This window comes from Flavobacterium petrolei, from assembly GCF_003314435.2.
Classification (GTDB): domain Bacteria; phylum Bacteroidota; class Bacteroidia; order Flavobacteriales; family Flavobacteriaceae; genus Flavobacterium; species Flavobacterium petrolei.
Genome location: NZ_QNVY02000002.1, coordinates 257028 through 282168 on the forward strand (window position 1 = coordinate 257028; position 25141 = coordinate 282168).

At 32.7% G+C, this 25141-nt stretch carries 20 protein-coding genes and 1 tRNA gene; 9 read left to right on the forward strand and 12 right to left on the reverse strand.

The window, feature by feature from the left end:
• Window positions 1-53: 53 nt before the first annotated feature.
• The 5 genes from DR871_RS07650 to DR871_RS07670 all read right to left on the reverse strand — a co-directional run bounded on the left by DR871_RS07650 (window position 54) and on the right by DR871_RS07670 (window position 6675).
• On the reverse strand, window positions 54-458 hold the full coding sequence (locus DR871_RS07650) for a DNA primase (RefSeq protein ID WP_113665825.1): 405 nt from the start codon (window positions 456-458) through the stop codon (window positions 54-56).
• 9 nt (window positions 459-467) lie between these two features.
• A complete protein-coding gene (locus DR871_RS07655; RefSeq protein ID WP_073353127.1) occupies window positions 468-1439 on the reverse strand; it encodes a deoxyhypusine synthase family protein in 972 nt (323 codons plus the stop codon).
• 93 nt (window positions 1440-1532) lie between these two features.
• Window positions 1533-2933, reverse strand: a complete 1401-nt coding sequence (locus DR871_RS07660) for a type III PLP-dependent enzyme domain-containing protein (RefSeq protein WP_113665824.1) — start codon at window positions 2931-2933, stop codon at window positions 1533-1535.
• 288 nt (window positions 2934-3221) lie between these two features.
• Window positions 3222-4289 (reverse strand): 3-dehydroquinate synthase, encoded by a 1068-nt coding sequence (gene aroB / locus DR871_RS07665; protein ID WP_113665823.1) that lies wholly within the window; start codon window positions 4287-4289, stop codon window positions 3222-3224.
• Between the two features lie 13 nt (window positions 4290-4302).
• Window positions 4303-6675, reverse strand: coding sequence for an O-antigen ligase family protein (locus tag DR871_RS07670; protein WP_113665822.1), 2373 nt, complete (start codon window positions 6673-6675; stop codon window positions 4303-4305).
• A gap of 389 nt (window positions 6676-7064) precedes the next feature.
• Between DR871_RS07670 and DR871_RS07675 the strand changes: the two genes are divergently transcribed.
• On the forward strand, window positions 7065-8234 hold the full coding sequence (locus DR871_RS07675; protein WP_113665821.1) for a proline dehydrogenase family protein: 1170 nt from the start codon (window positions 7065-7067) through the stop codon (window positions 8232-8234).
• Window positions 8235-8332: 98 nt separating this feature from the next.
• Here the strand turns inward: DR871_RS07675 and DR871_RS07680 are convergent, their stop codons facing one another.
• On the reverse strand, window positions 8333-10120 hold the full coding sequence (locus tag DR871_RS07680) for an ABC transporter ATP-binding protein (RefSeq protein ID WP_113665820.1): 1788 nt from the start codon (window positions 10118-10120) through the stop codon (window positions 8333-8335).
• Between the two features lie 211 nt (window positions 10121-10331).
• Between DR871_RS07680 and DR871_RS07685 the strand changes: the two genes are divergently transcribed.
• From DR871_RS07685 to DR871_RS07715, 7 genes are all read left to right on the forward strand, one after another.
• Window positions 10332-10409, forward strand: a tRNA-Val gene (locus DR871_RS07685).
• 201 nt (window positions 10410-10610) lie between these two features.
• Window positions 10611-11486, forward strand: coding sequence for a helix-turn-helix domain-containing protein (locus DR871_RS07690; RefSeq protein ID WP_113665819.1), 876 nt, complete (start codon window positions 10611-10613; stop codon window positions 11484-11486).
• 84 nt (window positions 11487-11570) lie between these two features.
• Window positions 11571-12146 (forward strand): sugar O-acetyltransferase, encoded by a 576-nt coding sequence (locus DR871_RS07695; RefSeq protein WP_113666061.1) that lies wholly within the window; start codon window positions 11571-11573, stop codon window positions 12144-12146.
• A 12-nt stretch (window positions 12147-12158) separates the two neighbouring features.
• Window positions 12159-13235: an alpha/beta hydrolase gene (locus tag DR871_RS07700; protein ID WP_165355316.1), complete on the forward strand. Its 1077-nt coding sequence runs from the start codon at window positions 12159-12161 to the stop codon at window positions 13233-13235.
• A gap of 72 nt (window positions 13236-13307) precedes the next feature.
• Entirely contained in the window at window positions 13308-13712 is a 405-nt protein-coding gene (locus tag DR871_RS07705) for a (R)-mandelonitrile lyase (RefSeq protein WP_113665818.1), read from the forward strand.
• Window positions 13713-13721: 9 nt separating this feature from the next.
• Window positions 13722-14906, forward strand: coding sequence for an NAD(P)-dependent alcohol dehydrogenase (locus DR871_RS07710; RefSeq protein WP_113666060.1), 1185 nt, complete (start codon window positions 13722-13724; stop codon window positions 14904-14906).
• A 17-nt stretch (window positions 14907-14923) separates the two neighbouring features.
• Window positions 14924-15406 (forward strand): cyclophilin-like fold protein, encoded by a 483-nt coding sequence (locus DR871_RS07715; RefSeq protein ID WP_113665817.1) that lies wholly within the window; start codon window positions 14924-14926, stop codon window positions 15404-15406.
• A gap of 366 nt (window positions 15407-15772) precedes the next feature.
• Here the strand turns inward: DR871_RS07715 and DR871_RS07720 are convergent, their stop codons facing one another.
• On the reverse strand, window positions 15773-16327 hold the full coding sequence (locus tag DR871_RS07720; protein ID WP_113665816.1) for a porin family protein: 555 nt from the start codon (window positions 16325-16327) through the stop codon (window positions 15773-15775).
• An 88-nt stretch (window positions 16328-16415) separates the two neighbouring features.
• On the reverse strand, window positions 16416-17552 hold the full coding sequence (locus DR871_RS07725; RefSeq protein ID WP_113665815.1) for a helix-turn-helix domain-containing protein: 1137 nt from the start codon (window positions 17550-17552) through the stop codon (window positions 16416-16418).
• 435 nt (window positions 17553-17987) lie between these two features.
• Here DR871_RS07725 and DR871_RS07730 point away from each other — a divergent pair, with 435 nt between their 5' ends.
• Entirely contained in the window at window positions 17988-19133 is a 1146-nt protein-coding gene (locus DR871_RS07730) for a serine hydrolase (protein ID WP_113665813.1), read from the forward strand.
• A gap of 510 nt (window positions 19134-19643) precedes the next feature.
• Here the strand turns inward: DR871_RS07730 and DR871_RS07735 are convergent.
• The 4 genes from DR871_RS07735 to DR871_RS07750 form a co-directional block, all read right to left on the reverse strand.
• Complete coding sequence (locus DR871_RS07735) at window positions 19644-21059, reverse strand: FAD-dependent oxidoreductase (RefSeq protein WP_113665812.1); 1416 nt, start codon at window positions 21057-21059, stop codon at window positions 19644-19646.
• Window positions 21060-21404: 345 nt separating this feature from the next.
• Entirely contained in the window at window positions 21405-21728 is a 324-nt protein-coding gene (locus tag DR871_RS07740) for a nucleoside triphosphate pyrophosphohydrolase family protein (RefSeq protein WP_113665811.1), read from the reverse strand.
• A 70-nt stretch (window positions 21729-21798) separates the two neighbouring features.
• Complete coding sequence (locus DR871_RS07745; protein WP_113665810.1) at window positions 21799-24060, reverse strand: acyl-CoA dehydrogenase family protein; 2262 nt, start codon at window positions 24058-24060, stop codon at window positions 21799-21801.
• Window positions 24061-24197: 137 nt separating this feature from the next.
• A complete protein-coding gene (locus tag DR871_RS07750; protein ID WP_113665809.1) occupies window positions 24198-25130 on the reverse strand; it encodes a transglutaminase in 933 nt (310 codons plus the stop codon).
• Window positions 25131-25141: the final 11 nt, after the last annotated feature.

The window sequence follows — 25141 nt, forward strand, 5'->3', positions numbered from 1 at the left end:
AAAGGAACTCGTGAATGAGTTCCTTTTTATAAGTATATTTAAAACAGGATTAATTAATCCTCATCTTCATCATCGTCTTCGTCAGCGAAATCTTTTTCATCAGCATCTTCGTCATCCTCATCATCTCCTGAATCAGAATCTGGTTTGTCGATAGCGTCATCTTCATCGTCGTCATCAATATCATCATCTAAATCTAGACCTTTGATCGGTTCAACAACTTCATCGATAAGGATTTCATCATCTTCATCATAATTTTCAATTCTATCTGCAAGTTTAGTGCTCACTTTTACTAAATAAATAGTGTCTTCAGTTCGAACTTCAACCGCTTCAACCAATTCATTTTTAGCGTTTCTAAAACTAATAATGTTTGAATCATCATAACCATCTGGAAATTTGTCCACCAATAGGTTTAAAATTTCATTGGTAAGTTTTGCGTAATCAACAATTACTCTTTTCATAAAATTATTCTATAGATCTAATAAATAAGCGAAAATTAAAGGTGCTACAATGGTAGCATCCGACTCAATAATAAACTTAGGAGTTTTAATGTCTAACTTACCCCAAGTTATTTTTTCATTTGGCACTGCTCCAGAATACGAACCATAACTGGTTGTTGAATCTGAAATCTGGCAGAAATAGCTCCAGAAAGGAATGTCATGCATTTCCATATCTTGGTACAACATTGGCACCACACATATTGGAAAATCTCCAGCAATACCACCACCAATTTGGAAGAAACCTACACCATTGGTACTATTTTTTGGATACCAATCTGATAAGAAAACCATATATTCAATACCGGATTTCATTGTAGAAGCTTTCAAATCTCCTTTAATTACATACGATGCAAATATATTTCCCATGGTACTGTCTTCCCATCCGGGTACAATAATAGGTAAATTTTTCTCAGCAGCTGCATACATCCAACTGTCTTTTAAGTCAATTTCATAATATTCTTCAAGAACACCTGAAAGTAACATTTTGTACATAAACTCATGCGGAAAATAGCGTTCGCCTTTATCATCAGCATCTTTCCATATTTTGTAGATATGTTTTTGCAAACGACGGAAAGCTTCATGCTCCGGAATACAAGTATCTGTTACACGATTTAAACCTCTTTCCAATAAATCCCATTCGTCTTGCGGAGTCAAATCACGATAATTTGGAACTCTTTCATAATGAGAATGAGCTACAAGATTCATGATATCTTCCTCTAGATTTGCTCCAGTGCACGAAATGATATGCACTTTATCCTGACGAATAATTTCAGAAAATATTTTTCCAATCTCGGCAGTACTCATAGCGCCAGCCATGCTCACCATCATTTTTGCACCATTGGCTAATTGTTCTTCGTATGCCTTAGCTGCGTCAACTAAAGATGCAGAATTGAAATGCAAATAATGCTTTTCTATAAACTGACTGATTGGTCCTTTGCTCATTTTTTAAAATTTAAATGCTTAGAAATCAAAACGTTAAAATTATAATCTCAAATTTAACGAATTTTTATATTGAATAATTGAATAGTTGGTAATTTATTTTTTGTCGTAACCCAATATTTTCAAAACGTCTTCAGAGGTTTGTTGCTCTGAAAAAACCTCAGTGGCCAAAATACCATTTTCGTCTCTGTCTATTAAAATATGTTTAGGTTGCGGAATCAAACAGTGGTGTAAACCACCGTATCCACCAATGGTTTCTTGATAAGCTCCTGTATTAAAGAATCCAATATATAATGGTTTTTCTTTGTTGTATTTTGGCAAATAAATAGCATTCATGTTTTGCTCTGAATTGTAATAATCATCGCTATCACAGGTCATTCCGCCTAACAAAACCCGCTCGTATGTATCATTCCAGCGATTGACTGCCAGCATGATAAAACGTTTGTTGATTGCCCAAGTATCTGGTAAAGTAGTGATGAAAGAGGAATCAATCATATTCCACTTTTCTCTGTCATTTTGTTGTTTTTGATACAAAATCTGATAAATTGCTCCACCACTTTCGCCTACAGTATAGGAGCCAAATTCAGTAAAAATATTAGGAACATCAACCTCGGCTTCATCGCAAGCTATTTTGATCTGATTGATGATTTCATCAATCATGTATTGATAATCGTATTCAAATGCCAATGAGTTCTTTATTGGAAAACCACCACCAATATTTAATCCGTCAAGGGAAGGACATTCTTTTTTTAATGCTACATAAACCTTAATACATTTTACTAATTCATTCCAGTAATAAGCGTTGTCGTTAATTCCTGTATTGATAAAAAAGTGCAACATTTTCAGTTCCAATTTTTTATTTTCCTTAATTTCTCTCTTATAAAATGGAACAATATTTTTGTATCCAATTCCTAATCTGGAAGTGTAAAACTCAAATTTCGGTTCCTCTTCAGCCGCAATACGAATTCCAATTTTGAATTTACTTTTTATTTGTCCCTGAAGTAAATCAAGTTCTTCAAAATTATCAATGATTGGAATGGTGTTTTTATGACCATTATTAATCAATCGTGCAATATTATCGATGTATTGATCTCTTTTGAAACCATTACAAATTACATAGGTACTTTTGTTAATTTTACCATTTGCCAAAAGGTTTTCTACAATGTTAATATCAAAAGCAGATGAAGTTTCAATATGAATGTTATTTTTGAACGCTTCGTTCATAATATATTCAAAATGAGAACTTTTAGTGCAATAACAGTAATAATATTTTGCCTCATATTTATTTTTTTCCATCGATTTACGAAACCAACTTTTGGCTTTGTTAATGTTGTTGGAAATTTGAGGCAAATAAGTGAATTTTAATGGTGTCCCGTATTGTTCCACCAATTTCATCAAATCGATATTGTGAAATTGAAGATTATCTTTGTTTAATGTAAATTCTTCTTGCGGAAAATAGTAGGTTTGATTGATTAAATCAGAATATTTTGTATTCATTAGATGTCATAATTATAGATTAGAATATTGTAAAAATAAAGTAACCTATAATTCAAACGCGAATATTTGCATATACGATCTGAAGCTTCTCGTGGTCTGCTTTTAAGTATTGGAAAACATCAAAACTAAAGTTTCCTTTAATAGAATAAAACCGCTTCAATATTCTCAGGAAAGACATATTGTTTCGGGTTTTATTAGAACTATAATTTCGCTTGTTTTGACTTTTTTTCATTGGTGCAAATGTAAAAAATATTATATACGCAATGCAATGCTTTTTATAAAAAATAATTAAGATTTATAATCCTCAAAAGCCCTAAGAATTAATTCATTTTCAACTGATTGATTTATTTTTATTTTTCCGATACCTTCAATTAATGCAAACTGAATGTTACCATACTCATTTTTTTTGTCGTGAATCAGTAATTCCAAGATTGGTTCAATATCATTTTCTTCAAAAAGGATGTCGTCATATACAGCCTTAATACAGGATTTTATCTCAGAATATTCTTCTTTATTGATTAGTTTTTTATCCAATGAAATAAAACTTTCCAAGACCATCCCAACGGCAATGGCTTCTCCGTGTAACAAAGTTGTTTTATTTTCATTTTCTAGAAAATAGCTTTCAATGGCATGTCCCAAGGTATGGCCAAAATTTAAGGCTTTTCGGATATTTTTCTCCGTAGGATCTTGAAGGACGATTTCATTTTTTATTTCAACCGAACGGTAAATTAACGAATCAAAATCAGCAAAATCTATAGATTTTAAATCTAAAAATTGCTCCCAATATTTCTTATCATATATCAAACCGTGTTTTAACATTTCGGCAAGACCGGAACGCATTTCATTTTGAGGCACCGTTTCAAGATATTGGGTGTCAATAAGAACCATTATTGGAACATTTATAACACCAATTTGGTTTTTTAAATTCCCTAAATCGACCCCGTTTTTCCCTCCAACAGAAGCATCAACCATTGATAGTAGCGTAGTAGGAATATGAATAAAATCAACTCCACGCTTGAATGTTGAAGCTACAAAACCACCTAAATCAGTAACAACACCTCCACCAAGATTAATCACAAGGCTTTTTCTGTCAGCACCAAGTTCAGTGAGTACATTCCAAATTTGGACGCAAGTCTCAATATTTTTATTTTCTTCACCGGCATCAAATTCTATAATTTCAATAGTAAGTTCTGTTTCCAGATATGGTAGGAAATAAGGTAAGCAAAACTCATTAGTATTGCTGTCTACAATTATAAATAGGTTGGAGTATTTATTTTCTTTTAAATGAAGGTTTAATGCTTCGTATCCTTTTTCGTTGAAATGTATTGGGTAACTGTTGGCTTGAATTGATTGCATCTTAGTGTTGTAGTTATTTGCAGAATTGATTTAGTAGTTGTTCTGTGTTAGGGTATTTTTTGTTAAAAGCAATATTTAAATAATTGCATCCATTTGTTTTATCCTTTATTTTGAAATAGCATCCAGATAACAAGTATTCTGTTTTACCATCATTTAAACGTGGATTATTTAATATTCTTTCTAAATAATTGATTGCAATTTCAGGTTTATCGAGTTGATAATAACAAACCGCAATATCCTGCAAAATTACTACTTTTTCAGGATTTTCCTTAAATGCTTTATTATATAATACAATTGCTTTCTCAAATTGCTGTGAATCACCCATTTTTTTTGCTTCAACCATATAATTTATTTTAGCGGCAGATTCTGCGGGTAGTCCATTAATAAATGTATTATTTAAGTTAGTAGATTCTTTACGTTTTATTAATCTTGTTTTTCTATTCAAAAGAGTAGTATCAGTAGGATATATTTTTAAACCTTTGTTGACAAAAGCAATTATTTTATTTGTGTCGTATTTAGATATTGATAAAGCAGAAGCGGTATTCTTCCAATTACTGGGCATACTTCTGTATTTGGTAAATAATTGATGAATTTTGAATATTTCAGAGGTATCTTTTTTTAATGAGGCCATTTTGAGGGCATCTAAATAAAAATTAGTTGTTCGCGGTCTGGAATAAAAAGCTGTTTTTATATATTCGTAAGCGGTGTCAAAATTTCCATTTATTTTTTCAATTTTATACAAATACCAATTTGATACACCTAAATAAGGATTTATTTTGTTTGATAAATAAAAGTATTTTTTTGCATTTTCATACTTTTCTTCACTAAAATAGGCAATTGCTAAATGCTCATAAAAGGTTTCTGAATAGATTCCTACATTTGGTAATTGAGGTAAATTTTTTAATATTTCTTCGGATGTTTGGGCCGGGTTTTTATCGTATTTAATTGCGTATTCTAAACGGTATGCTTTTAAAGTTAAAAAAGTAATATAAACGGTAATCAAACTTAATATGATAATTCCGATTGAAAATTGACGTGTTATTCTCACAGTATTTACTTCATCCGTTTTTAAAGTATTCACTACTGTAAAAACTAAAAACAGAACAAAACCAAATTGCATTGTAGGTCTGTACAAAGGGAAATTAAAAAAGGCATCTATAAAGTATCCGGTTAAAATTAATACGGCTAAAAGTGCTATAATCTTATTATTTGGATCACTTTTACTTAAAATCGCCTTCATGTTTATAAAAAATGCAATTATAAATAATGACAAATAAACTAATCCATTAAAAACACCGGTCTCAGCTGCTATTTCCAAAAAATCATTGTGAGTATGTGAAGAGATGAAGCCGTCATCAATTGATGTCTTCTCATAAGGAATACTTTCAATCTTCCAATTACCCAAACCAATTCCAGTGGCAGGAAATTTGTTTATTATACTTAATGCATTATCCCAATATGTAAATCTGGCACTTACTGATGCTTCATTCGTACTGGCTATTTGAACAACTCGACTACCAACAGACTCATATCGACCAGTACCATTATTAACTTTAAAAACAATATTTGCTAAAATTAAACTCAATAGCATTGGGATTAGCAAGTAAACTACATTAAGAACTGTAATTTTTTTTAAGGAGTATAGTTTTAAATAAAAGATGATAAATAGTAATAGTTCGAAAAACAAAGCCAAATATGCAGCCCTTGCACTTATCAAAAAAATCGTAAATGTTGCTAAAAATAATGAAAAAATTAGAAACCATTTTTTCCAATTTGAAAAATGGATAGCTCCAATTAAAAGAAAAGGAATTTTTATATTTAAACTAGCTGCGAAGATATTTATATTTCCGGTATTACCCTTTAGTTTTGATAGTGCATTGATTACAGACCCCGCTTCTTTTAGGATATCACTAAGTTGTAGTACAGTTTGAAGTACTACACTAATACCGACAAGTATGGAAATTCTGTAAATTAAATGTAATCTATTAGATACAATAGCTAATACGTTTAGAAACATGATAAAAACTACCAATATTTCGATAAAGCTTACTAGAGTTAAGGATAAATTTTTAGTCGAGAAGAATGAAATTCCGCTTAAGAGAATAAATAAAATATAAATTTTAAGAAGATGACTTTTCTGTAAAATTGTATATAAACTTTGATTTATAAAAGTAGGATTTTTAAATATAAAAAGAGCGATAATCAAATTTAATATTGAAATGTAAAAGTATTGTGTTCCAATAATTTCGATACTCTTAAAATCCGGTAAAAAATCCATTAACAAATAGCAAGCTAAAAATAACAATGACATAAAATCATAATAGACATTATTTTGAGATGCTACTTCTGAGTTCAGAGGAATACTTGCATTAATTTGTTTTTTCATATTTTTTAAGTTGCTATTTCTTCAAAGCAAATCTATAGATTTTTTATTTTAATTAAAGATAGTTTATTCAAAATACAGAAATTTAATAATAATCCTTTGATGTTGTGTATTTGCTAAATTTTTAAAGGTTTAGTACCATATTGTTGCCAAGTAATCAAAAAAAAAGAATTTAATCGTTTGCACATAAATAATAAATCATTCAAAATTATTTAAGATATTTATTTTTCTAAAGTTGATTTAAATCAAAAATTGGTTAAATATTAAATTAGTATTTTTTTAAGGGAATTAGTTTTTGACTTTTTTTAAAATGCGTTTTTCTTTTTTTAATAATAGTTTTTTAAAATAATATTCAAAACTCTAATTATATTTGCATAAAAAATTAACAAATAATGAAAAAAATATTCAATAATACGCAAGTTGCCTTTTCATTAAAAAGTGATACCGAATTGGATAGAGCTTATTTTCTTTTCAAAATGATTGCTAATCAGCCTCTAGTCCGTATAGGAACTGCGGTTACAAATTTTGCTTTAAAAGCCAATCTTCCTGTAGAAGGTTTGATTCGCGCTACTGTTTTTGACCACTTTTGTGGTGGTGTAAATGAAGTGGACTGTCTTTCGGTTGTGGATAAAATGTATACAAAAGGCGTTTCATCTGTTTTGGATTATTCTGTCGAAGGAAAAGAAGAGGAAGATCAATTTGATGCGGCTCTTGAAATGACGTTAAAAACCATCGAATTTGCAAAAGAACGTTTGGCTATACCTTTTGCTGTTTTTAAACCAACCGGTTTTGGTCGTTTTGAATTATATGAGAAATTAGGAGAAAAACAAACATTAACTCCAGAAGAACAAGCAGAATGGAATAGAGTTGTGGCCCGTTTTGATTTAGTTTGTAAAGATGCTCATTCTAAAAATGTTGCTCTTTTGATCGATGGTGAAGAAAGTTGGATGCAAGATGCTGCAGATGATTTGGTGACTGAAATGATGCGCAAATACAACAAAGAAAAAGCGATTGTTTTCAATACGTTGCAAATGTATCGTTGGGATCGTTTGGATTACTTGAAAAAATTACATGAGCAAGCCAAAAAAGATGGATTCTTCATTGGTATGAAATTAGTTCGTGGTGCTTACATGGAAAAAGAAGTTGTTCGTGCCGAAGAAAAAGGATACCCATCACCAATATGCGCTTCAAAAGAAGCTACTGATGAAAATTACGATGCCGCTGTTCACTATATGATAGATAATTTAGATTTGATGTCTATTTTTGCAGGAACCCACAATGAGTTAAGTACGTATACTTTAATGGAATTGATGCAGGAAAAAGGAATTAAAACAAACGATGACAGAATCTGGTTTGGTCAGTTGTACGGGATGAGCGACAATATCAGCTACAATCTAGCTGCTAATGGGTATAATGTAGCAAAATATTTGCCTTTTGGTCCAGTTAAAGATGTCATGCCGTATTTGATTCGTCGTGCTGAAGAAAATACTTCGGTAGCGGGACAAACGAGTCGTGAATTAGAGATGATAAAAGCAGAACGTAACCGAAGAAAAGGGAAGTAGACATCAGTTTTTAGTTATTCAGGTAAATTTAAATTCATAAAAAAACTCCATTCAGTATGTACTGAATGGAGTTTTTTTTGTCAAATTAGAAATAAAATTTAAGAATTGCTGAATTGTAAATTGCTTAAATTTTTATAGATACCATTTTCTAAAGCTATTAATTCTTGATGTGTTCCTTGCTCTGTAATTTTTCCTTTATCCAAAACTAAAATTTGATCTGCACTACGAATTGTTGAAAGACGGTGTGCAATTATGATACTGGTTCTTCCTTGCATCAGAATTTCAAGTGCTTCCTGAACCAGTTTTTCGCTTTCACTGTCTAATGATGAAGTGGCTTCATCTAGAATCAAAATACTTGGGTTTTTCAATAAAGCTCTGGCAATGGCAATACGTTGTCGTTGTCCTCCAGAAAGTTTAATTCCTCTTTCGCCCACAATTGTTTCAAACTTTTCTGGGAAACTTTCGATAAAATTAAAAGCATTAGCTTGTTTTGAAGCAGTAAGAATTTCCTCTTCGGTGGCATTTGGTTTTCCATAAGCAATATTTTCTCTTATGGTTCCGCCAAATAATATCACGTCTTGCGGTACAATACTCATATTTCCTCGCAGACTTTCTAAATCAAAATCATAAATATTTTTTCCGTCAACTAATATTTCTCCTTCATCAATATTGTAAAAACGCAATAAAAGCGAAGCAATAGTCGATTTTCCGGTTCCACTTGGACCAACGATCGCTATTTTTTGACCAAAGTTAGCCGTAAAACTGACGTCTTTCAATACTTTAATTTCTTTTCTCGAATGGTAACTGAACGCTACATTCTTGAAAGTGACATTTCCTTTTATTTTTTCAATTGTAGCAAGATCACGAACTGATTTAATTTTTTCAGGAGTTTCATCTAATAATTCAAAAACACGTTCCGTTGCTCCAATTGCTTTTTGGATTTGGGCATAAAGTTCAGCGATTCCTCCAAAAGAAGCACCTACAAATGTGGAATACAATACAAATGAAATCAATTGTCCAACGCTCATTTCACCGCTGATGCTTAATCGAACACCGAACCAAACTACAGCTACAATAGCTCCGAAAAGACAGAAGATAATAAATGAAGCAAAGTAACCTCGGTATTTTCCACCTTTAATAGCAATCTTAACGACTTCCTTTATTTTTCCGTTGTAGCGGGCAATTTCGTACCATTCATTGGCAAAAGCCTTAACAATACTGATGCCTTGCATAGTTTCTTCAACAACTACCTGACTTTCGGCAACTTTATCCTGAACGTTTTTTGAATATTTCCTGATGAATCGCCCAAAAATAACAGCAGCAACTGCAACAAGCGGAACTACGGATAACATCAATAACGTTAATTTGATACTTTCGTTTGCCAATAAAAGAACGCCACCAATAATGAGAATAAATTGTCTTAAAAATTCGGCTATGGTTGATGTTAAAGTATCTTGTATTTGGGTTATATCAGAACTGATTCGGCTATTTAATTCGCCAACACGTTTTTGAGAAAAGAAAGACATTGGCAGTTTTACTAAATTACTATAAAGTGCTACTCTAAGATTAGCCAATGTATTTTCAGTGAAATTGACAAATAAATACAATCTAAAAAACGAAAAAATCGATTGTAGAAATAAGATTATAATTAAACCGCCCGCAATCATGTTAGCCTGAGAGTTGTCTTTATTTTTTACACAATCGATAAGCATTCCCATTAATTTAGGAAAGGCAAGAGCAGTTGCTCCTGTAAATAATAAAAAAATTAAACCTACATAAAATTTCCAACGATGATTTCCTGCATATTGAAATATTACAGTTGCTTTTTGGAGTGAACTTGCAGTAATTTTTGATTTTGGTAAATCGTTTTCTTTGAACCTGGCCATTATATATTGTTTATATCGCAAATGTAAGACTATAACGAATCAATACAAAAAAATACTGGAGTTTCATGCTTAGTATAAAGTGCTATAATAGAGCATGAAAACAAATAGAGTCAATATTTTATTGATTTTTTTTACTATTTTGCTTGCAGATACGATTTCTAGCTGTATATTTGCACTCGCAATAAGGAAATGAAAATAACTGCATTGTTTAGGGCGATTAGCTCAGCTGGTTCAGAGCACCTCGTTTACACCGAGGGGGTCGGGGGTTCGAACCCCTCATCGCCCACCATAAATTTAAAAACCTCCAAAGTCATTGATTTTGGAGGTTTTTTTTGTTTAATATAACTGAATTAAAGCACGGTAGTTTTTTAAGGCCTTGGCTTCACTGAGAATATTGGTTCGAATGCCGTTAGGTGTTTATCATTATTAAAATGATGTTAATTGAAAGCGTAAATATTGAATTAAGGTTTGTTTTTTATAATTTTGTAAAATGCAAAATAAAATTACACGTTCAGTTTCAGAGTTCAATACTGACTTGAAATTAAAAGGATTTAACGTCTTTCAAATTGAGAGTGATGGTAATGCAACACGTACTTATAGTAGAAAGGACTTTTACAAAATTTGCCTAACTACAGGTAAGAGTATTATTCATTATGCTGATAAAAGCTTTGAGGCTGAGGGAACTGTTTTATTCTTCGGTAATCCACATATACCTTATTCATGGGAAACAATATCAACAAGTTATATAGGGTATACTTGCTTATTCTCGGAAAAATTTTTGAAATCAGATCGTTCCGAAAGTCTGCAACATTCTCCTTTGTTTAAAATTGGTGGAACTCCTATTTTGAAAATAACAGAACAGCAAAGGGCATTTTTGAATACGCTCTTTCAGAAAATGATGGAAGAACAACAAACGGATTATGCGTATAAAGATGATTTAATTCGAAACTACATTAATTTGATAATACATGAAGCATTGAAGATGCAACCTTCTGAAGATTACGTAAGTAATAACAATGCACAATCCCGAATTACATCTGTTTTTTTAGAATTATTAGAAAGACAATTTCCAATTGAAACCAATGAAAAGCCTCTTGAATTAAAGACGGCACAAGATTATTCTACTGTTTTGTCGCTTCATGTTAATTATCTAAATCGTGCGGTAAAAAATACAACAGGAAAATCGACCACAACTCATATTTCTGAACGTATTATTAGCGAAGCAAAAGCCCTTTTACAACACACCGATTGGAATATTTCTGAAATTGCTTATGCCCTTGGTTTTGAATATCCCACTTACTTTAATAACTTTTTCAAAAAAAATACGGGGACAAATCCTAAAAACTTCCGTTTAGAAATGGTTTGAATTTCTTAACTATAGATTTGAATCTTGTTACCACATAAATCCAGTTTTGCTATAATTTTGTATTTGTAATAAATGCAAAGAATTATGGAAACGACAACTATTTTTACAAGAGACAAAACAGGCGAAACTATTCCGCTAAATGATCCTGAATATCCACAATTATTTAAGGTTATTCAAAAAGCAATGCGCACTACTGCAAAGCTAAACAATCTTGTTACTGATGATATGCAAGAAATCAATGCTGTTTTTAGTGAATTGATTGGTAAAAAAGTAGATGATACTTTTTTTATGATTCCACCTTTCTATTCTGATTTTGGAGAAAATATCCATATTGGTAAAAATGTATTTGTAAATCACGCTTGTACTTTCATGGATAGAGGCGGCATTACGGTAGAAGACAACGTGCTTATTGGTCCAAAAGCAAATCTCATAACAACTAATCATCCCATAAACCCTTCTGAAAGACGAGCTACAATATCGCAACCTATTGTAATCAAAAAAGGAGCTTGGATCGGTGTTGGAGCAACTATTCTACCAGGAGTAACTATTGGCGAAAACTCCATTGTGGCAGCTGGAGCAGTAGTTTCTAAAGATGTTCCTGACAATACTATTGTTGGTGGAATACCTGCCAAATTTATTAAATCAATTACCAACAAGTAAATTTAAAAAAAAATGAAAAAAACATCTATTTTAATTCTTGCCGTAATTACGTTGGTAGGGCAGGGGTGTACAGAAAAAGACAAAAAAAATCAAACTCAAAAAAACAATGAGATGATAGAGATAAATACAAAAGACTATACTACTTTTAAAGTGAGCGACAACGTAACGATGTATGCCGTTACTTTTAAAAATCTATATAAAATGGATGTTTCGGGGCATCTTTTTATTCCTAATAGTTTAGATCGTAACACAAAGTACGCGGCTATTATTATTGGTCATCCAATGGGTGCTGTAAAAGAACAAAGTGCAGATGTTTATGCTTCTAATATGGCAGATCGTGGATTCATTACTTTAGCAATTGATCTTTCTTTTTGGGGAGAAAGTGAAGGTGAACCTCGCAATGCAGTTTTACCAGATGTATATGCAGAAGATTTTAGCGCAGCAGTTGACTTCATGGGAACACGTCCATATATTGACAGAGACAATATTGGTGTAATTGGCGTTTGCGGGAGCGGGAGTTTTGTAATTAGTGCTGCCAAAATCGATCCGAGAATGAAAGCCATCGCAACGGTAAGCATGTATGATATGGGATCAGCGAATCGAAATGCACTGAATCATTCTCTAACTTTGGAGCAACGCAAACAAATTATTGCAGATGCAGCAGAACAACGGTATGTAGAGTTTAATGGAGGAGAAGTAAAATATACGGGTGGAACAGATCTTAAATTAGACGAAAAAACGCATCCTATTCAACGTGAGTTTTTTGATTTTTATAGAACTTCTCGTGGAGAATATACTCCAAAAGGGTCTTCAAAAGAAACCACTACAAAACCAACTTTGAGTAGTAATGTTAAGTTTATGAACTTTTATCCTTTTGATGATATCGAAACGATTTCGCCTCGTCCACTGCTTTTTATTACAGGAGACCGAGCGCACTCCAAAGAGTTTAGTGAAGATGCTTATAAACGCGCAGCAGAACCAAAAGAATTGTACTATGTTAAAAATGCAGGTCATGTTGATTTATATGATAAAACAGATTTAATTCCTTTTAATAAATTGGAAAATTTCTTTAAGAAATATTTAAAATGAAAACTATAATCAATACTAATAATCATTACAGCGATTATAATTTCTGCCTGTAATTCTAAAACAGAAAATACTATGGACACAACAGCAATTTTTCCAAAAGGAGATAAATTATCGAACGACTGGTTCACGGGAAATGCTTTTTTAACAGCATTTATTGCAAATTATAAAAACAACGAATTTTCGGCAGGCAATGTAACTTTTGAACCAGGCGCAAGAACCAATTGGCACACACATCCGAAAGGACAAGTCTTAATTGTACTGGAAGGTGAAGGATTCTATCAGGAAGAAGGCAAACCAGCTCAATCTATCAAAAGAGGAGATGTCGTAAATATTCCTGAAAATGTAAAACATTGGCACGGTGCGACTGCTAAAAGTAAAATGGCACATATTGCGATTACTAACTTCAAAGAAGATGTTCAGGTTACTTGGTTAAAACCTGTATCTGATCAAGATTATATAGCAGTTAACTGCAAATAATTGTTAAAAATGAAAAACAACAAGAACAAAGAAGGGAGAAGGAAATTTATTCAGCAAACTGCTTTTGCAAGTGCGGGCGTAATGTTGATTAATCCATTGGGACTACTTTCACAAACTAATAAATCTTTAAATATGAGCAAGAATATAAAATCAAGAGGATACGCAGGTAAAGACGAACAAAGCACACTAGTAAAATGGGATTTTGAACGCAGACCTGTAGGAGATAACGATATTTTAATTGATATTAAATTTTCAGGAATTTGTCATTCGGATATTCATACGATTAAAGGACATTGGGGGACACAAAAATATCCACAAGTACCAGGGCATGAAATTGCAGGAATCGTAACGGCAATTGGTAAAAATGTAACCAAGTTTAAAATTGGCGATCAAGCTGGTATTGGTTGTATGGTTAATAGTTGTATGGAATGCGATAGTTGCAAGAACGGAGAAGAGCACCATTGCGAAACTACTGGGATGACGGGGACTTATGGCTCACCTGAAGAATCATCACCAACAGGAATAACGCAAGGTGGTTATTCTAATAATATAGTGGTTACAGAACATTTTGCAATTAAAATTCCAAATAATTTGGATTTGAAATATGCCGCGCCATTGCTTTGTGCAGGGATAACAACTTATTCACCTTTGATGAGAGAAAATTTTAAAAAAGGGGACAAAATTGGAATTATAGGAATTGGAGGTCTTGGTCATATTGCCATTAAATTGGCCGTTTCAAAAGGAGCTGAAGTATATGCGTTTACTACTACTGCTGATAAAAAAGTAGATATTATTTCTTTTGGTGCCAAAGAAGTAATTGTAGTGGATTCAATGGAGAAATTAGTTCCATATAAAGGAAAGTTGGATTATATGCTTTCAACAATTCCTTATGATTATGATGTAGCTTCATATGCTTCCTGTGTAAAACCCTATGGTAATTTTGTTCAAGTTGGAATGCCTATCAACGGTCATTTATCTATTAATAATTTTCAGATGATTTTCAACAGAGTTAAGTTTAGCGCTTCTTTGATTGGAGGAATTCCAGAGACGCAAGAAGTGGTTGATTATTGTGCTCAAAATAATATTCTTCCTCGAATTGAAATTATCAAAGCAGAAGAAATCAACGATGCTTGGGACAAAGTTGTTAATAAAGAAGCGCGTTACCGTTATGTAATTGATGCTTCAACATTCTAACTAAACCGTACTTGGTTATGAAACAGAAAATTTTAATTCTTCTTTTAGTATTTTCTTTTATTACGGTTTTTGCTTCTTGCGATAAAGTTGGCGAGGTTCAAAATAACGCTAACACGGAAAATAACAATACTGGAAATAACACAGGAAAAATGAATACTAAAATCAAAATTAAGATTGGTTCAAGCACTTTCAATGCCACGTTAGAAAATAATGCTACTGCCGATGCATTCAAAGCAATGTTGCCTATGACAATCACTATGAAGGAGCTGAATGCTAACGAAAAGTATTTTGATTTTTCGACCAGCTTACCTACTAATGCTTCTAATCCTGGAACTATACAAACAGCAGATTTAATGCTTTATGGTTCTCGAACATTGGTATTGTTTTACAAATCATTTCCAACTCCATACAATTATACCAAACTCGGTAGGATTGATTATACAGCGGGACTTTCAGCTGCATTAGGTACTAGAAATGTTATAGTTAGTTTTGAGTTGTAATATGAAGCAAAATGTATCGTTAAATAATTTTTAATATTTTATTGAAATTTTCTTCAAATTTTGCATAAAATGGTTAGTAAACGGTCCCGTATGGACCACAAAACTTCTCAAGAAATTGAGAAGTTTTTTTTACTTTAAACCGAAAAATTAAAATTTTGCAAATCAAACGAAATGGTATAAAAGATGAAAATCCTTATTCTTTTTTGAATAAGGATTTTATGTTTAATTATTTACATTTTTAATTTTTAACCTCTACCATATTAAAAAAATTATAGTAGTCAAAACCGGTAAAAATCAAATTGGCGAAAAAAAAGCTGCTGTTTATATGGCAGTCCAAGGGTATAAAAGTGTTGAAATCATTAAGTTTTAGAAAAAGAAATAACCAACAGATAATTGAAATACTCTGTTTTTATATTTACTGGAAGAATTATCTAAATTATTAATGTTTGATAATCCAAAATTATATCTTGCTCCAAAATTAAGTCCGTTTTCTAGTTTGTAACCAATTCCTAAATTAGCAGCGAAGTCAACTTTCTTAAACGTATCTTTTACGTTTGTGCTTTCATTTTTGGCCGAAAGTAAATACCCAATTTGTGGTCCAGCTTCAATACTCAATCCTTTTGTTAAATAATATTTTCCCATTAAAGGAATGTTGAGATAACTTAAGGCAATTGTATTATCATTGAAACTATATCCCTGACCAGAATACATTAATTCAGGTTGAAAAGAAAATTTATCTGAAATTGAAATTTCTGATAAAACACCAAAATTAAATGATGTTACCATATCACTACCAGCGGAATTATTCCCGCTGATCGAAGCAAAGTTTAAACCTCCTTTAGCTCCAAATTTAATTTCTTGAGCATTAACATTTGTAAATCCTAAAACTGTAACAACAGCTAGTAATAAAATTTTTTTCATAAAAATTGATTTTAATTATTGAAGTGCAAAACTCACATAAGAAAAACTAGAAAAGGTGCCAAAAACTTAAAATTGTATAAATCGGTACTTATTTATTAGAATTCCGGTACTCATTTGGTGTTTGACCAGTAGCTTTTTTAAAAGCTTTATAAAAAGTGGTTTTTGAAGTAAAACCTGATTCTAGTCCCATCGTCAATAGATTATATTTTTCATATTCAGAATTTGATATCATTTCCTTGACAGCTTCAACCCGATATTGATTGATGTAATTGGTAAAGTTGTCTCCTGTTACCGTGTTTACGATTTGTGAAACATATCCGGCACTTATACCTAGTTTTTCAGCAATTTTTTCTCTATTCAATGTACAATCGGTATAGATATGATCTTCCTTGCAAAGAAGATCAAGTTTCTGAAAATAATGATTATCTACCGAGATAGGTTCCCGATATTCTTCTGGGCTGTGATTTTCTATAATTTGCGAATTACTGCACGAAATAGCTAAATCTTTATTTAGAAAAGTATAGATGGCATCCTTGTTATTTGCAAGTTTGTACTTGTAAATACCTATATATGCTGTCCAATGAATAATGAATGTTGCAGATATAGCCACGATTCTCATAGGAGAAGAAATGTCATATTGAAGAAATATGCCGACTAACCAGGTAATAAGCCAAAAGAATAACAATGAAGAAAAAAGGGTTAATAAGGTTACTACCCATTTTTTTTCTTCTGAATCCTTTAAATGTCTTATCATAAAATAAGAGTAAATCAGCAGGAAAGGGATGAATGTAAAGACAAAAAAAAGATGAATTAGAGTAAGCATTTGTATTATAACGATACCTGGTTCTGGAATGGTATAAATTCCTGCAACACGATCAAGATCGTTTGTAATGTTAAGTATAACGGAATAAGCAAATGGAATAAAACATAAATATATTTTTTGTTTGCTTTTTACAGTATCATCAATCCGATTTACAATATATAGGAATAGAAATGCTGGCAATAGTAATGCCCACTCGACATTGTCAATAAAGTGTAGAAAAGGATAAGGAGTATATACTTCTTCTAATTCAAAAACATAATTCAGTAAAAGAATAGAAAGTGTAAATAGCAAGTATGCCAGATATTTATTTGAATTACTATTAAATAAAGAAGAGCTTAAAATAACTAAGCCCAAGACTATTCCTTGAAAAATGGCAATATTTAAAAGTGTTGTATAAATCAATTTTTTATTATAAAAGTTATTCTTTAGATTTGTTTTAGGATACGATGAAAATTAGTTGTTTTTTTAAAACATAACTTATTTCATACGAATTCACAGAACGAATTTATATCAATACAGATGACTTTCTTAAGGGATTAAGAAATGATTAACTAAAATGACCAACTCCCCGAAGGGTTCTTATAAGTCTGAGGAAAGACAAACAAGACTAATTATAAAAATTACTTTGTTCTAATTAGCTTTTAAATGTTTAACTGGATTACCATAAGGCTTCAAAAAATGTCAAAACAGCTAGTAAGTGTTCGATTGCTGTCCTTGACACTCGACAAAATTTCTCAAGAAATTGAGAAGTTTTTTTTTGATCTATTTTTACCTATTTTTAGTGTAATAAAAGTCATTAATCTATTCCCTATAGTTCACAAAATAAATTAAGTAACTATGAAAAATAGTAGTCAAATTTTATTTATTTCTATAGTCTTCTTCCTAGTAGGATGTTCAACCTTAAAAAAAAACATTCTTGAAGAAACTTTGTCTTCCAAAAATGAAAGTATAAAAAGAGTAATGGATAATCCTACACAATTTGAACTTCAGATTATCTATACTCAGATCATACGAAATCAACATAATGAAGTGAAGTTTAAAGATTACACCTATAATTTAAATGCCAAAAATTATTTTTATCCTGCAAGTACTATAAAATTTCCCATCGCTATTCTAGCTTTAGAAAAATTGAACACGATACAAAATACTTCAATGAACTCAGAATTTTCAATCGAGGGAAAATCAGATAAAAATAAATTTACAGAGGAAATTTCGAAAATTTTTGCGGTCAGTGATAATGATGCTAGTAATAATTTATTAGAATTTATAGGTTTTGATTATTTAAATAAAAGCATGCATTCAAAAGGATTGAAACCTTTCAGAATATCACATCGACTGTCTACACCAGATTCAGGAAATCCAATAACTAAGTCTGTAACATTATACAATGATGATAATTCAATTTTGACTCTGCCATCAGTATTGAGTAAAAAAGACAACAAACCCTTACGATTGAATAAAATAAAGAAAGGAATAGGGTATATGAATGATGAAAAACTCGTGCAAATACCCTTTGATTTTTCAAATAAAAATTATTATCCCTTAGAAACTTTACATAATTCTTTAAAACGAATTGTTTTTCCTGAAGCGTTTAAGAAGCGGGAGCGTTTTAATTTGACAAAAAAAGATAGAGAGTTTATTCTTTTTTCTATGCAAAATCTGCCCAAAAATGCAGGTTATGATCCGACTAAATATTACGATGGTTATTGTAAGTTCTTTATGTTTGGCGATTTAAAAGAGCCTATTCCTGAAAACATAAAAATATATAATAAGGTAGGGGATGCTTATGGTACATTAATTGACTGCGCTTATATTGTCGATATAAAAAATCAAATTGAATTTATGATTTCGGCAACAATTTTAGTGAATAAAGATCAAGTTTTTAATGATAATATTTATGATTATGATGAAGTTGGCCTCCCATTTTTGGGAGAGTTAGGCAGACAACTTTACGATAAAAATTTTAAAAAGAAATCCAACTAATCTAAAGTTAAAGCAACTAAAAATTTATTCGGATAAAAAAGGTCCACCGGTATACTTGTATTTAATTCAGATTCATCCAGACATGACCGCGCTTGTTATCATAATAGTATAGCAAATTTTTTGAAATATTTCGATAATGATTTCTGATTTAGCCCCTTTGATGATAGCCACAATACTTCCTGCTTTCTTTTTTTTATTTGCAATGATAGTATATTATTCGTTACAAGATAAAGCAGTTTCATCTATCAATAGATTTTCACCTATGTTTTGGGGACACAACAGCCATTATTTAGTATGATTGCGTTTCTCCCAAGATTTAAAGTCACTCAAAAAATCTTTATAATTTTTTGAAGTATTTTTCCATCTACACCATGAAATTTAGCTATTCTTTTGGTTTCATGAGGGTTAGATTCGACTAATATCTTTTTAAAAAAGAGTCGAAATCATAGGTAAATTGAGTGCCTTGTGAACTTTTTATTTTCCTTTCATTTCCAACTTTGCGGTTACTATTTACTTATTTTTCAAACGCCGACCCCTTGGTTCATCACCCTCATAAAGCACAATTTCAGAATGTAGAAACTGTGCGGCAGCAGCAGAGTCATTCACTTTTGTAGCACTGCGTTCTAGCATTTCTGATTCAAACTCTGTTAATACACTTTCCCTTATTCCAACTTTTCTCCATTGAGATGAAGGTCTACATCCTCTTGAAATAATGCGAGCCAACGATAGAGCGTCTAGCAGCGCTTGATTTGCACCTTGTCCTTTAAATGGACTCATTGGGTGAGCTGCATCTCCAATCAGAGTTACTTTCTGTATTTTTGCCAATAGTTCTGGTTCTAGTAATTCCCGGTCATACACAGGATATCCAGAAATCTGAGCTTCCAGAGTCGCCTCTAAAATCTGAGGAACAGGATTGTGCCACAGAGTTCTACGACGGGCCTCTTCCTTGAGTGCTTGAGGTCCTTGAGCACTTAACGCCTTAGCATCTTCTTCTGGCATTGGGAAACTTAATTGCCACATTACAGAGTCTGAAGCATAAGGCATGATGTAGATTCGCTCATTGCCATTGGCAGTTTGAAATACAGTGGCCGAATCCAGTAATGGACTATTAAGACCTTCGAGTGCTTTCAAAGGACAGATTCCTAATATCACGATACAACCCAGATAATGTAAAGGAGTACTATCATCACCAATCAGCAACCTCCGCACCGAACTGCGAATGCCATCGGCTCCAACTACTAGATCTGCTTTAGCATTCTTGATTTTCCCATCCACTTGAAAGCTTAGATCAACACCTTTGCCCTCGCATTCCTTAAAATCTACCAACTGATGTCCCCACTGCACCGAATCCTGTCCGCCGAGTTGTTGAAGCAATGCTAAGCGTAAAGATTGTCGTGCGATATGGATATTAGTACGTTTTTGAAAAATTTTCGCATCTGACTGTATCCACTTTCTGATTCCCCATTCGCCAATAACTTTTCCATCGGTAGTATGAACCAAATGTCTTGTCGAAATTACCCCTTCTTCTAATGAGAAAATACCCAATCCTTCGATTGCTTTACTAGCTTGTTGCAATGTAAGTCCATATCCCTGAGACCTGGCTTCAAAATTATCATCGCGCTCATAAAGGGTAAAAGGAATTCCGCGGTGCAAACAGGCCACAGCAAGAGCTACGCCTCCAATACCTCCACCAATAATGGCAAGATGTGGATAGTTCTCTTTATCAGCTATAGGAGGACTGGCAGAACGAAGCAGTCCCGATCCAGAACATTTCGGGCAGGAGTGAAGGTGTCCTTTAGGAGGAACCGGAATGGTCCCTTCGCCATTCGTCTTTTCAAACTGGTCTAATGCTATCTGATAGTGGAGTCGTGCTTTCTTAGTTAGTCCTCGACTTTTCTTACCTCTTCCTTGACATTCTAGGCACATAGTCCAGCTTGATTCTTTATTTTCCAATTTTTTTACTTCCTGTTTTATTTAAACTTTTTTATTGCTTTTCTTTTAAAGAAAAAACATAGCCAATACAATTTATATTTCAGCATTTTATTGCTCTTTGTTGTTGCGTAACTTTGGGACGAAATAGTGTTGCAAAATTACTTATTTCGATTTAAAACAGAAAGGATTTCTCAGCGCTATATTATTCGAATTTTATTTAGATACTGCATAGAATAATTCGAAAATAGTTCTGCACAACCTCAAAAAACTCCATTATAAATAGTGTAGTATATCTTATTGTTAGAAATTTTTAACTTTAAAATCAATAAAATCCTTTATTTATCCTTCTATTAATTTTTCGGTTTTAGTTAAGAATTTTTCTGTGGCTTCTTCAATATTAATATTCATTCTCTCAGCCAGTACTATGAGCCACCAGATCGATTCTCCTAATTTGTGTTTGAGTTCTTCTTGAGTATTTTCTTTAGGCCATCTTCCTTGCTGTGACATTGTAAGTCTTCCTACTAAACCTGCATCGGTAAGGAAAGCCAAGGCATCTTCTTCAATCGTCCATTCACTACCGTGGTGCGTACGTTCTAATTCATGGTAGCGTTCTCTTAGTTTTAAAGAACGCTCTTTTAATTGTTCAAAATCTATTGTTGCCATTGCTGTGAATTTTTAGTTTGTTTTAAATGCTGAAATCATTTCAAGAGGTACTTTTTAAATAAAGCATACATCAATCTAAAGCAATTGGAGCTGCAAGACAACTATCCGGAATGTCAAATGCTTTTACTAATGAAACGGCATCCGGCCTGATTTCCCAGCAAAGCTGATTTACCATCTTACGAATGGCTTTCGTTTTTGCAGCTTCCATATAACCATCTTCGAGATACCATCCTTTATTTTTTTCCATTTGTGAAAGGGCATACAATTGACACAATTGAGTCATTATTTCCTTACTTTTCTTGTCCTCGATGGCTTGTATGGCTTTTTGAAATTGCTCCAGAACAATTCGTTCGAGATACGCCTCAGCTACATCAATCATTTGATGTTGCACCACATTAAAAGCATCATAAGGTTCAAGTCCGCCATCAATTAGTTTTTTTAATCGCTTTGCTGCTGATGCCAATATTGTTTTTTCTCGATATTGGAAAGCGCTTAAGTGAAATTCATCATGTACTAAATGGGTTTCCTCAGTTTTGCGCGTTACAATTGGATTTTTTTCAGAAATCGCAGTTTTGGCATTTTCAAAAACATAGTTAATTATTCCCATAGCATCCATTTCACCAAATGCCTTGCGAAATTCTGACAAGCGATTTTTAGCAACTAATTGCATTAAGACGGTATTGTCACCTTCAAAAGTAGTATAGATTTCGGTATCATTTTTCAGCGCATCGATTCTATTTTCGGATAAATATCCTTTACCACCGCAGGCTTCGCGACATTCTTGTAAAACATCCGTGGTACTCCACGTTGAGTAGGCTTTCATTCCGGCTGCCAAGGCTTCAATTTCTGGCATTTCCGATTCTGTTCTAGCAATATAACGATTCGTCACGTATTGCAAAGCAAAATGAATGGCATACGTTTTTGCCAACAATGGAATTAATCTTCGCTGATGCATTCGATAATTCAAGATTGGAACTTCGGAGCCTCCTTCGGGGCCAAATTGCCTACGTTTGTCGCTATACTGGATCGCGATTGTCAATCCTGATTTGGCTGCGGCCAAAGCTGATCTCGGAATCCCAATTCGGCCACCAACCAAAGTACCCAGCATCGTAAAAAACCGTCGATTGTCACTTGGAATCGGACTTTTAAATTTTCCTTCTTCGTTTACCGAGGCAAATCGATCCAACATGTTTTCTTTTGGAATAACCACATTTTCAAAACGAATGGTCCCGTTATCAACGCCATTAAGTCCCATTTTAAGTCCGCAATCACCAATAGTGATCCCTTTCAGGATTTCGCTATTAGTATCGCGTATTGGAACAATAAAAGCATTCACACCGTAATCTATTTCATCAATAATTAATTTAGCAAAAACGGTCGCCATCTGACCATGTACTGCTGCGTTACCAATGTATTCTTTCTGCGCCTTTTCATGCGGTGTATGAATGGTAAAAGTTTGGTTATTATGATTGTATGTTGCAGTTGTTTCTAATCCTTTTACATTCGAACCGTGATTGGTTTCCGTCATCGCAAAACAGCCAGGTAACTGGAGCGAACCAATATCTTTTAGATATTTGCGATAGTGTTTTTCGGTTCCAAGTGATTGTATGCTCATTCCCCAAAGCCCGAATTGTACACCAAATTTAATTACCAAACTTAAATCATGATAGCTCAGCGTTTCCATGATCGCAAAATAATCGGCTATGTTTTCGCCACCACCGTATTGTTTTGGATAAGCCATGTTTCCTAAGTTTTCGTCTGCAAGGATTTTACACCAGTCATATACTTTTTCACGATATATGGCAGTATCAGTCGAAGTTTCATAAGCAAATTTAGGTCTGCTGATGATTGATTTTACCTTCTTAATAATTGTGGACTGTTCTCCGTCCAGAATTTGGGTCAGTTTTTCAATTTCGAATGTATTGGCAGATTGATAATTTGAAGTAAAGGTTTTTGACCTTGTTTTAAAATTTCCAATTGCTTCTTCTCCTAAAATTCCCAAATCATTCTCCAATTGAAGAAAATCAGCTATGTGGTCTTTGATAAAAGAATCGTTTTCAGCAAGCACCATCGAAACCTCAAATATAGATTTCAGCAAAGGATTTTGATGAATAACAGTATCAATTTCACCTTTCCATTCAGCAAGTTGTGCTCGGGAAGGCGGAACAAATATCGCTACTTTTGAAAGAAGAAATTCTTGTTCTTTTTCGGAAATCCAGCGTTGTGAACTTATAAATTCTTGTAACGTAACGAATTCTTTTTGAGATAAAAGGTCATCCGACCAAACGAGATAAAAAAATGGGATAAAGGCCTTTAATTTTAAATTTTCCATAGTAAACTTTAATTAAAATAATAATTTCAGTTTGGTTAAGATAGGGAAATTTATTAACTAAAGATGAGGAATATTGGTATACTTGAAAATTTGGAAGGGAATAGGATCCAGTTTTTTAACCGAAAATGGCATGAAAATTAATCCAATGTCAAAGCACCGAGAATTTCTTCTGACATGAAAGGTCCACCAGGATATTTGGCCGTATAATCCAGATTCATCCAGATTTGACCACGCTCATCAACGTGATAATGAAGTTTTTTTTCATTACTTTCATTAACAAATAATACATTTTTAATTAGAAAATTGACTTTTTCTAAATCTGTCAGAGAGCCTATCAGTATTTCCGGGTAAATGTGACCTGTAGTATGAATCAATCGGGGAGTTCCACCAATAGACTTAATAGCGGCAGCCATTAGTATCGAATGATCATCACAATCTCCAGAGAAATAAAGCAACGATTCCGTAGCCGTTGCAATATAATCACGTGCTTTTGGATCACTTACGTAGTTCCATCGGCTATTTATTTCTTTGAAAACGGCGAAACATTGTATGATGGTTCTGTAATCAGAATATCCTTTTATATCTTTAAAATGTTTTGTAGTAGCCATAACTGCAAAATTCCTGATTTTAGGATTTTGATATTCTATGGCATTGATAATTTTTGATTTATTGGGAAACGGAAGCAACTTTGCAATAATAATATCTTGTGGATATGGATTGTCAGACATCGTATACATTATCGAATTATAATCTTCAAAAACGCTGTTAAATCCATAGTTTCCAATTGTAGAACCGTACACTAAAACCAATAAATACAAAATAATACAAAAGAGGATAATCGTTCGCAAGAACCGAAGGATGATTTGAATTATTACAATCATCACCAAAAACAGCACTACCCTGTCAATATTAAGAGGCCAATTTGGGTTGATTAAGTTTTGATGCAAGATGATAAAAACCGGAATGGCAATTAATATGTTCAGAACAAAAATAATAACGTCGTCCCAAGGTTTTTTGACCTGGAATCGCTGTTTTATACCCTGAAAATTAATTTCTTTTATTTTTATCATAGTAAAAATAA

Excerpts from the sequence above, each read along its gene's own strand:
- DR871_RS07655 (WP_073353127.1), bottom strand. The coding sequence starts at position 1,439 with ATGAGCAAAGGACCAATCAGTCAGTTTATAGAAAAGCATTATTTGCAT.
- DR871_RS07745 (WP_113665810.1), bottom strand. The coding sequence starts at position 24,060 with ATGGAAAATTTAAAATTAAAGGCCTTTATCCCATTTTTTTATCTCGTT.
- DR871_RS07670 (WP_113665822.1), bottom strand. The coding sequence starts at position 6,675 with ATGAAAAAACAAATTAATGCAAGTATTCCTCTGAACTCAGAAGTAGCA.
- DR871_RS07750 (WP_113665809.1), bottom strand. The coding sequence starts at position 25,130 with ATGATAAAAATAAAAGAAATTAATTTTCAGGGTATAAAACAGCGATTC.
- DR871_RS07705 (WP_113665818.1), top strand. The coding sequence starts at position 13,308 with ATGGACACAACAGCAATTTTTCCAAAAGGAGATAAATTATCGAACGAC.
- DR871_RS07735 (WP_113665812.1), bottom strand. The coding sequence starts at position 21,059 with ATGTGCCTAGAATGTCAAGGAAGAGGTAAGAAAAGTCGAGGACTAACT.
- DR871_RS07720 (WP_113665816.1), bottom strand. The coding sequence starts at position 16,327 with ATGAAAAAAATTTTATTACTAGCTGTTGTTACAGTTTTAGGATTTACA.
- DR871_RS07680 (WP_113665820.1), bottom strand. The coding sequence starts at position 10,120 with ATGGCCAGGTTCAAAGAAAACGATTTACCAAAATCAAAAATTACTGCA.
- DR871_RS07700 (WP_165355316.1), top strand. The coding sequence starts at position 12,159 with ATGAAAAAAACATCTATTTTAATTCTTGCCGTAATTACGTTGGTAGGG.
- aroB (WP_113665823.1), bottom strand. The coding sequence starts at position 4,289 with ATGCAATCAATTCAAGCCAACAGTTACCCAATACATTTCAACGAAAAA.
- DR871_RS07695 (WP_113666061.1), top strand. The coding sequence starts at position 11,571 with ATGGAAACGACAACTATTTTTACAAGAGACAAAACAGGCGAAACTATT.
- DR871_RS07730 (WP_113665813.1), top strand. The coding sequence starts at position 17,988 with ATGAAAAATAGTAGTCAAATTTTATTTATTTCTATAGTCTTCTTCCTA.
- DR871_RS07715 (WP_113665817.1), top strand. The coding sequence starts at position 14,924 with ATGAAACAGAAAATTTTAATTCTTCTTTTAGTATTTTCTTTTATTACG.
- DR871_RS07660 (WP_113665824.1), bottom strand. The coding sequence starts at position 2,933 with ATGAATACAAAATATTCTGATTTAATCAATCAAACCTACTATTTTCCG.
- DR871_RS07690 (WP_113665819.1), top strand. The coding sequence starts at position 10,611 with ATGCAAAATAAAATTACACGTTCAGTTTCAGAGTTCAATACTGACTTG.
- DR871_RS07740 (WP_113665811.1), bottom strand. The coding sequence starts at position 21,728 with ATGGCAACAATAGATTTTGAACAATTAAAAGAGCGTTCTTTAAAACTA.
- DR871_RS07650 (WP_113665825.1), bottom strand. The coding sequence starts at position 458 with ATGAAAAGAGTAATTGTTGATTACGCAAAACTTACCAATGAAATTTTA.
- DR871_RS07675 (WP_113665821.1), top strand. The coding sequence starts at position 7,065 with ATGAAAAAAATATTCAATAATACGCAAGTTGCCTTTTCATTAAAAAGT.
- DR871_RS07710 (WP_113666060.1), top strand. The coding sequence starts at position 13,722 with ATGAAAAACAACAAGAACAAAGAAGGGAGAAGGAAATTTATTCAGCAA.